Here is a 9,156-nt window from a genome sequence, read left to right as displayed (position 1 = left end):
AGCACTCCATGAAAGTATTTATTGAAATTTTTAGAAGATTAACTTGTTATAACCATATATATGTCCATACGTCAGATGTAAACGTACTCTAAGAACTATCTGTAAAACTGATTTTATCAGATTAATTTGATTAACACACAAGTTAAGGTAAATAAAAAATTGTTTACTGGTTTACATATGGAGTTTTAAACCTTATATGGAGATGAATGAAACATGTATAAAAAAGAAGTTATTAGTACGAATCAATTTATATGGTTACTCTTTTGTATCATTACCTCTTTTACCGGACTCCAAGTATTAAGATTATTGATTTTCCAGGGAAGAAGAGATGCTTGGTTAGCTGTAATTTTAGCTTGGTTTCTGGACGTTCTTCTAGCTGTTGTTTATGCTTACATGGGTATAAGATTTCCAGGACAGAACATGGTGCAATACAGTATCACTATTCTAGGAAAAAAGTTAGGCAAAATTATAGGAATATTATTTCCGATGTTCTTTTTACTAGTTTCTGCGCTGTTACAGAGGGGATTAAGTATAATCCTTAGTATGGTATTTTTCCCTAATACCTCAGAAGTAATACTTCTTATTACTTCCTATATTGTAATTGGTTATGCTGTTCTAAAAGGTATAGAAGTAATAGGAAGAGTATGTGAAATTTTAGGGCCAGTATATTTATTGAGTTCCATTGTATTGTTTTTATTTGTTATACCAGATGTAAAAATGGATAGACTTAAACCACAGCTTGAACTTGGTCTATATCCAGCTTTAACAGGTACTCCCCTTATTTTATCTTTTATAGGTATATGTATCATAATGGGCATGTACATTCCAATTTGTAATCATCCTGAAAATGGATTTGTTGCAAAATTTACTGCTGTGAGTATGGGTGCTTCCATTATTACTATATTTATTATTAGCATAATAGGAATCTTTAGTTATCCTCAAGCAAAAAATATGCTTAATGCCACCCTTGAACTCACAAGATTCGTTAATGCAGGTGAATTTTTTGAACGAATAGAAGCTATATGGCTTATGATTGCTATTGGAGCAGGAATTATAGCTTCGGCAAATATGATATGGGCTTTTAGTCTAGGAATGTCTCAAATTATAGGATTAAGTACATATAAACCTCTTGTGTTTCCAGGTATATTGCTTTCTTTTGTTATTGGTATGAGTTCGTTTAAAAATAGCATGGATTTAGTTAGCTTTGAATTTTATTCATATCCCTTTATGGCAATGTTTATTGAAACTGGATTGGAAATGTTTCTTTTTTTTGCCGCGTTACTTTTAAACAAAAAAGGATAACTTAGTACACAGATATGCATAACAATAATAAGAAGTATATTAAAAATGTATAATTAATCCATACTTCTTGATTGATTGATTAAACTTTTATTATAAATTTTTCCCTATAAATATATAATTTCTTGTTTTAATCTCTTTACTTCCTCAGTTAATTCTTTGATTTTTTTATTTTTAGCCATAAGTAGAGCATCCCTACTACTCTCTGTCATTTGCTTTTTTATATTTTGGGAGGAAAATACTTTTAGCTGTTTAACCCTATTATACAGACATTAAAAAAACAGAATTGAGTATGTATTATATAATGAGTTTAAAAATTTCATCAATTTATAAGAGGTGTTTTTTCATGGTTGTTACCCCAAATGTACCTTCTCTAAAATACACTACTTGTAAAGGTATAAAATGTTTTGAATTATCAGCAGAACCAGTGAATCAAGAGATACTTCCAGGAGTATTCATAAAGGGGTGGGGATACAATGGTAGTATACCAGGACCCACAATTAAGGTATATCCTAATGATTATGTTAACATAAGGGTATATAATGGCCTTCCAGAAGCTACAAGTATCCATTGGCATGGACTTAATATTCCCAATGTTATGGATGGGGTCCCAAGTGTAGAGCCTTCGCCCAAAATCATGCCAGGTCATTGCTTTGATTATCATTTTAGAATTACAAATCCACCGGGTACTCATATGTATCACTCCCATGTAAATGTAGCTAAGCAAGATATGCTGGGTTTGCTAGGAGGTTTTATAATTTTAGATCCAAAAGATAAGAATGGCCATCAATGTGTTGATAAAGATTATTTATTACTAATGCAGGAGTGGAGTCTTGCTGGCTTAGATAAAGGGAAAAAGGTGGAACCAGGATCATATGAGCTTAGACCATTTACAGATAATTTTAATATGTTTACCATCAATGGAAAAAGCTTTCCTGCAACTACTCCAATGCCTATTCAATATGGTGATATTGTGCGTTTAAGATTTGGAGCTATACAAATAAATCATCATCCTATGCATCTTCATGGACATCAATTTTGGGTAGAAAGATCGGATGGTAATCCTATTATTCCTAGCAATAGAATACTGAAGAATACAATATTAGTAGCTACCGGAGAAACATGGGATGTGCTCTTTAGAGCAAATAATCCAGGGATTTGGCCTCTTCATTGCCATATCTCACATCATATATCTAATAACTTTACAAATGGAACAGGTGGTATGTTCACCACTTTAGTGTACCAGTAAGACAAACATTAAAAATAATTTATTTTATGCTGATTAAAGATATAATATATAACTGAACTATATCTTTATAGTAATACTAAAAAAGGATAATTACTGTTATTCGGTAATTATCCCTCTATATTTATTAAGAATACTACTAGATTTTTATTTGGTTCTGTAAAAATACAATATTACCTTTTTCATTTTATAGGTTGTTTTATCTTGTTGGGATGTCCTTTGAGGTAATTTTTAAGTAGCGATTCATATATAGGTTTTGAGCCAAGTTTATCTGCTACCAGATATGCAATTATAGCTACAATACTAATTGAAAGTAAATGATTAAAAGAGCCTGTCATCTCAGTAATAAGTACAATCCCTGTAATTGGTGATTTGACCACAGCTGTAAAATACCCAGCCATGCCCATGATTATAAAATTATTTATATAGGAACTATTTAAATGCAGAATACCCACAAATAAGCTTCCATAATCATATCCAATTAATGCACCTATGGTCAAAAGTGGTAAGAAAATTCCTCCAGGTGTTCCTGAACCGTAACATATCATAGTAAATATAAACTTTAAAATAAGAAAAATAAAAATAAGTACTAATGAAAAATGTTTTAATGTTAATGTCATTATAAGATTATTTCCACCACCTAATATTTCAGGTAAAAACAACCCAAATATTATAGATATCAAGAGAGGAATAACCGGATTAAATTCTCTTGGAATAAATTTTTGTTTAGAATATAATTTCTGTGTTTTTAAAAGTAGTATGTTAAAAAGTACACCCCCCAAACCAATTATAATTCCAAATACAGCAATGTATAAGTAGTACTTTAACGGTATAGGATGTATATAGCTGAAGTTGAAAACCGGCTTCAATCCAAAAAACTGGCTAGTTATAAAGTCAGCAGAAAGTGCTGATGAAATTGCCGACACTAAAACCATAGGTGAAAAATTCTTATGAACCTCCTCAAGTGAAAACATTGTACCTGCAAGTGGTGCATTAAATGCAGCTGCAAGTCCTGCACTAGCTCCACTTGTGATTAAATATTTTTCTTCTACTTTCGTTCTTTCGAGAAGTTTGCTAATTCCTTGTCCAACAGCAGCACCAAGCTGTACAGAAGGGCCTTCTCTTCCAAGTGAAAGTCCTAGTCCAATAGCAGTGATTCCTCCAATAAGTTTTCCTAAAATAACTCTATACCAAGTCATTTCGAGCTTTTTTAAAATAACTCCTTCAACTTGAGGAATACCACTTCCACCTATCATAGGTTCTTTTTTGATCATAATGCCTAATATGCAACCTATACCTATTAGGAACATTACCCATAAAGGTAATAACCATAATCTTAATAAAAGTATCTTATAAATTTTAATAACTTCATTGCCGAGTTTTTCTATAGCAAATCTAAACAATACTATTATAAATCCAGTCAGAATGCCTATAACTATTCCTTCCAGTACTAATTTTAGCTTCAGATCACACAATTTAAATTGGCTGTTACGTTTACATTCCTTATCTATAGCTTTCATTTAAGTTCCTCCAGTAATAGAATATATTAAACTTACTACCTTTTCTAGTTTATTATAAATTTAAAAATTGTAAGTAACAACCGTTAATTTAGTCAAGTTAACTAACAGATGCATAATCTTCGTTTAATTTTACTTATTCTCGCTTCAATAGTGAATAATATTAATATTTTAGGTATCACAACTATACAGCATATTAATACAACGTAAAAAAGATAAAAATTAATTCTTATCTATAAATAATGTACCATCACTTTGAACTTCAGCATAAAAGATATCCTTTATATTTATAATGTTATGTTGTTTAAGTTGATTTTTTAACCATTCTTCACTTAAGTTTAATTCACTTAAATTGTGTTTTATTATTTTGCCATCAACAATTATCTCAGATGGCATATAGTTCAAGGTAGAAGTGGGAATTTGCATATCTGATTTAATTATTTGTTGTTGCTGAGGTTTTTTAAGTATACTTAAATTACCATCTGGCTCTAATATGGCGTATTCTACCTCTGTGATAGAGAATACACCTTGCTTTCTAAGTAACATTGATAAATCATCCATGTTTATGCGAGTTGAAGTTAATGCTTGTTTTTGAATCTTTCCCTTTTTTATTAGAATGGTTGGCTGGCCATCAATTATACGTCTTAGAGTTCCAGATTTTAATCCTACATACCCAGTTAGACCAGTTAGTATACACCACCATACCAAACCTATAAACTCATCTAAGAAAGGTGAATTAGCCTTACTAATTATATCAGCTGCAATAGATCCTATGATGATTCCTGTAATGTAATTAAAAAATGTTAATTCGCTCATTTGTTTTTTTTCCAACATTCTGGCTAAAATCAACAATACTATAAATATTAAAGTAGTTCTAAATAACAGATGGAATATATCTACATTGCCAATATTCACTTCCAGCACCCGCCTAAAATCAATTTAAATAGAAGTTTATTTTAAAATATTAAAAATAAAAAGATTACTACCTTAAAACAAGGTATAGTTATGATGTCTAAATCTATGTTTCCCCTGACCACTTAATTTATTCCAAAATGAAAATCAAAAGGTGAAAATGTATTCTCAAATTAGGGTGTGTCTGAAAACTATTTTTTACTATACAAATAGTCTAATTAATGTAATTTACTAACACAAAATAGCCTTTCATTGGCATATATTCCTCTTACTTTTTTGTTGTTTAGCAATTCTATTTGTTCATTTTTGAGTTTTCAGACACGCCCTAATTAAATTTTCATTTAAAAATATTTTCAATGTATATAAATTAGATAAATATTTTCAATGAATACCGGAAATTATAAATATTAGCATAAGTGGGAGGTAATAAAAATGCCGGATAAAAAATGTAATATAAATGATAATATCAACAATATAAAAAATCTATTGGGAAAGCAAACTGAATTAGTAATAAGAAATTTACTTATTGGAAATAAAAATTCATTAGGAGCTGCAATTATTTATGTAAATGGATTAACTGATAAAAACATGGTAGACAGAGATATACTGAAACCATTAATGTTAAATGCTAATGAGGACTTTACAAACGTACAAAATGTAGAAGATTACATAAACAAAAAGTATATTGCGGTTAGTGATACCTACATTGAAACAGACATAAATAAAGCTGTAGAGGGCATTAAAAGAGGAAAAACTGTATTAGTAATTCAAGATTCTTGTAACTTCATTGTAGTAAATACTGCTGGTGGAATCTATAGGGCTATAGCAGAACCAGAAAATGATCCGTCCTTGAGAGGGCCAAGAGAAGGCTTTGTGGAAAATCTGAATACAAACGTAAGTATATTGCGTAGAAGAATAAAAGATAAAAACTTAGCAGAGGAAAGATTTGTACTTGGAAGAAGGTCACAGTCAGATCTTATAATGATGTACATAGATGATATAGTAGATAAACAGTTTTTACAAATAATGAAAGATAAAATAAGTGCTATAGATGTAGATTCCGTTTCAGCAGATAGCTTTGTTGAGCAATTTATAGAAGAACACCCTTATAGCATTTTTCCACAGACTATTGGCTCTGAAAGACCGGATGTAATAGAGGCTCACTTAATGGAAGGTAAAATAGCTTTTTTGTTATCGGGTACGTCATATGTTACAACCTATCCTACTATATTTATAGAGTTCTTTCAAACTATAGAGGACTATTATGGAAGAACACTACAAGCCTGGTTCACAAGAGCATTAAGATTTATAGCTGTGTTTATAGTAGTAACTTTTCCCGCAATTTATATAACTTTTGTTAAATTTAATCCTGAACTCATACCTGTTGAATATATTAAGTCCCTTATATCGTCTACACAAGGTATAGTATTAACTCCTTTTATGTCTTTATTAGTTATGCAGGTAACTATAGAATTTTTACGTGAAGGGGGACTTAGAATACCAGGCAAAGTAGGGCAGACTGTCAGTGTTGTAGGTGGTATTATAATTGGTGATGCTGCACTTAAGGCAAAAATTGTAAGTCCAACCACCTTACTTATTGCAGGAGTTACTACGGTTGCCTCTTTTGTAATATCTAATTATCAGATGGCTATTGCAATAAGGATTTTAACTTATCCTATGTTAATACTAGCAAATTGGCTTGGGGTGCTTGGAATAGTCATAGGATGGTTTTTTATACTAGCTTATCTTTGTTCTTTAGAAAATTTTGGAGTTCCCTATTTTGCCTTCCATAAAAGTGATATGAAAGATACACTTATAAGGTCACCTCTATGGAGGATGAATAAAAGGCCTGATGCTATTCCACATAATAATCCTATAAGGCAAAGTGATTTCAGGAATGGAAAAAAATGAATAAAGCTCAAGATACATCTCTAACCCCCAGCCAATTTACACTTACATTAAAGTCAGCCATTGTAGGTACTGCAGTTATGTATTTACCCAATAATATTATAAGGTTTGCAAAACAGGACAGCTGGATTAGCTGCTTATTAGGAACATTATATCCTTTATATATGATTATCATAGCAAATTATATGTGTAAAAGGTTTCCAAAAGACAATATATTGGTATTGAGCAAAAAGTGTTTTGGAAACTTCTTAGGAAGTATTTCAAATATTATTTTTATATCTTTCTTTTTATTTATGCTAACAACGGAGCTTTCTGGATATGACAACGTATTTAAGGTATATGCAACTTCTTTCCTAAAAAGCTATCAGGTTTTTATCACTGCTTTAATTCCTATAGCCTACATTGCTTACAAAGGTATGAAACCTCTAGGAAGATTAAATGAAGTAGGGTTTTATATAACTGTAGGTTTAGTTGTTCTTCCTATAGCTGTTTTAGCATCTGGAAGTTTTTTAAATCTGATGCCTGTATTGGGTTCAGGGTTGCCTAGTATAGTAAAGGGTATACAGAGCACCATTTTCCCTTTTTCTGGTATGGAGGTTATATTTCTTATTTATCCCTTTTTACAGGATAATAAAAAGTTATTAAAGTGTGGCATAGTGGCTACTGCTATTGTAGGATCTATCTATATATGGACTGTTTTTGCAACTATTTATTACCTGGGCATTGAAACTTCTCCAAAATATTTATGGCCTGTTTTAACATTAGCTGATACTATACATATTCCTATTGTAAATAGTTTTAGGTTCATATTTATATCTTTCTGGTCTCTGGTGGATTTTAAATATATGTCCACTTACTATTTTGCAATTTCTTACGGTCTAAATCAATCAACAAAAAAGATATCTGCTGAAACATTTACCCTGGTTCTGTACCCTGTAATTATTATTGTGTCTATGTTATATGGAAATACAACAATGAGAAGGGCATATATAAATAAACTAATTATTATTTATGTAGTATTTAACTTAATATATGTTTCAACAGTAGCAACTTTAATTCATTTTAAAAAAGGGGATAATCGTGAAAAGATTTAAGGTTTTCTTACTAATTATTATAATATTTATGTTTATCATATCTTTTATAGGAGTAAAAGGATCAATGATTGAAGATCTGGAAATACCCGTGGGTACTGGAGCAGATATAGAGAAAGAGTCTGCCAATACATCTTACAGCCTACCTTTTCTAGTGTACTCATTCCAGGATGGTAATACAGTAACAAGTGATACCTTTACTGGAGAGGGTGCGAGTGTAGGAGGAACTAGACAAAATAGACAATTGAAGGAAGGCAAGAAGTCTATGATAGGTCTAAATAGAATATTTCTATTTAGTGAGCAATCCGCATCATTTGGTATCAAAAACTATTTAGATATATGGCTTAATAATCCAGCTATAAATGACAGGGCACTATGCGCAGTATGTAAAGGAAAAGCCGAGGATATGTTTAAATATAAAATTAAGGGATACTCAAATTCTGCAGAATATATTGAAGGCATGGTAAAAAACCTGAGTGAATATAATTTTTTCCCTATGCAGTATTCTCTTACAGACTTAATAGTGAGAGAGGATGCAGAAGGAAGAAATATACTACTACCCTATATAGAAATAAATAATGATGCCATAGAAACCACAGGCCTTGCTGTATTCCGAGGGGATAAAATGATAGGAAAAGCAGATATAAATGAAACACGAATAATTAATATCCTAAAAGAAAATAGGGTTAAAGGGATATTAACATTACAAAAGGATTCTAAGAAATATATAAATTGTTATACATATTCAAAAAGAAAAGCTAAATGTTATAAAGAAAATGGAAAATATAAGTTTATAATAGATTTGAATTTAAAGGGTAATATAATATCAAATGAATTATATAATAATTTAAATGCAAATCCTCAAGTATTAAAAAAGTTTGAAAAAGACATGAACAATTATGTGGATAAAATGTGCAATAAGACAATAAATGATATTAAATGTAAATATAAAACCGATGTTCTGGATTTAGGGAGAATTGCTGCTGCAAAATACGGAAGAGGTACGGGTACTGATTGGAATAAGGCAGTATGTAATTCTAATATTCAGGTTAATGTGAAATTTACAGTAGATAGCCAAGGAAGAGGTGATTATTAGTAATAATATGCAGATAAGTACCCTGCCATATTTATAATTTACATATTAATAGAATAATTTTCGGTATTGTACACAATATATTAATAC

The 9,156-nt window shown here is 30.6% G+C and carries 7 protein-coding genes; 5 read left to right on the top strand and 2 right to left on the bottom strand.

Features of this window, described 5'->3' with window-relative positions:
* The first annotated feature begins 213 nt into the window (after nt 1-213).
* Nucleotides 214-1,302 (top strand): GerAB/ArcD/ProY family transporter, encoded by a 1,089-nt coding sequence (locus ACJDU8_RS20900; RefSeq protein WP_406794110.1) that lies wholly within the window; start codon nt 214-216, stop codon nt 1,300-1,302.
* A 343-nt stretch (nt 1,303-1,645) separates the two neighbouring features.
* Nucleotides 1,646-2,548: a multicopper oxidase family protein gene (locus ACJDU8_RS20895; RefSeq protein WP_406794109.1), complete on the top strand. Its 903-nt coding sequence runs from the start codon at nt 1,646-1,648 to the stop codon at nt 2,546-2,548.
* 179 nt (nt 2,549-2,727) lie between these two features.
* Here ACJDU8_RS20895 and ACJDU8_RS20890 read toward each other — a convergent pair whose 3' ends face one another.
* Both ACJDU8_RS20890 and ACJDU8_RS20885 read right to left on the bottom strand, forming a co-directional pair.
* Nucleotides 2,728-4,065: a ClC family H(+)/Cl(-) exchange transporter gene (locus tag ACJDU8_RS20890; protein ID WP_406794108.1), complete on the bottom strand. Its 1,338-nt coding sequence runs from the start codon at nt 4,063-4,065 to the stop codon at nt 2,728-2,730.
* Nucleotides 4,066-4,284: 219 nt separating this feature from the next.
* On the bottom strand, nt 4,285-4,977 hold the full coding sequence (locus tag ACJDU8_RS20885; protein ID WP_406794107.1) for a DUF421 domain-containing protein: 693 nt from the start codon (nt 4,975-4,977) through the stop codon (nt 4,285-4,287).
* Between the two features lie 429 nt (nt 4,978-5,406).
* Here ACJDU8_RS20885 and ACJDU8_RS20880 point away from each other — a divergent pair, with 429 nt between their 5' ends.
* From ACJDU8_RS20880 to ACJDU8_RS20870, 3 genes are read left to right on the top strand one after another with little or no spacing between them, the layout of a single operon-like run.
* Complete coding sequence (locus ACJDU8_RS20880; RefSeq protein WP_406794106.1) at nt 5,407-6,885, top strand: spore germination protein; 1,479 nt, start codon at nt 5,407-5,409, stop codon at nt 6,883-6,885.
* Nucleotides 6,882-7,976: a GerAB/ArcD/ProY family transporter gene (locus tag ACJDU8_RS20875; RefSeq protein WP_406794105.1), complete on the top strand. Its 1,095-nt coding sequence runs from the start codon at nt 6,882-6,884 to the stop codon at nt 7,974-7,976. Before ACJDU8_RS20880 ends, ACJDU8_RS20875 begins: the two co-directional genes overlap by 4 nt.
* Nucleotides 7,963-9,069 carry a Ger(x)C family spore germination protein gene (locus ACJDU8_RS20870; RefSeq protein WP_406794104.1) on the top strand — a complete coding sequence of 369 codons (1,107 nt, stop codon included), beginning with the start codon at nt 7,963-7,965 and terminating at the stop codon, nt 9,067-9,069. The genes ACJDU8_RS20875 and ACJDU8_RS20870 overlap by 14 nt, the downstream gene beginning before the upstream one ends.
* Nucleotides 9,070-9,156: the final 87 nt, after the last annotated feature.

This window comes from Candidatus Clostridium eludens, from assembly GCF_045310515.1.
Taxonomy (GTDB): Bacteria; Bacillota; Clostridia; order Clostridiales; family Clostridiaceae; genus Clostridium_B; species Clostridium_B eludens.
This window is presented reverse-complemented; position numbering and strand designations above follow the sequence as displayed.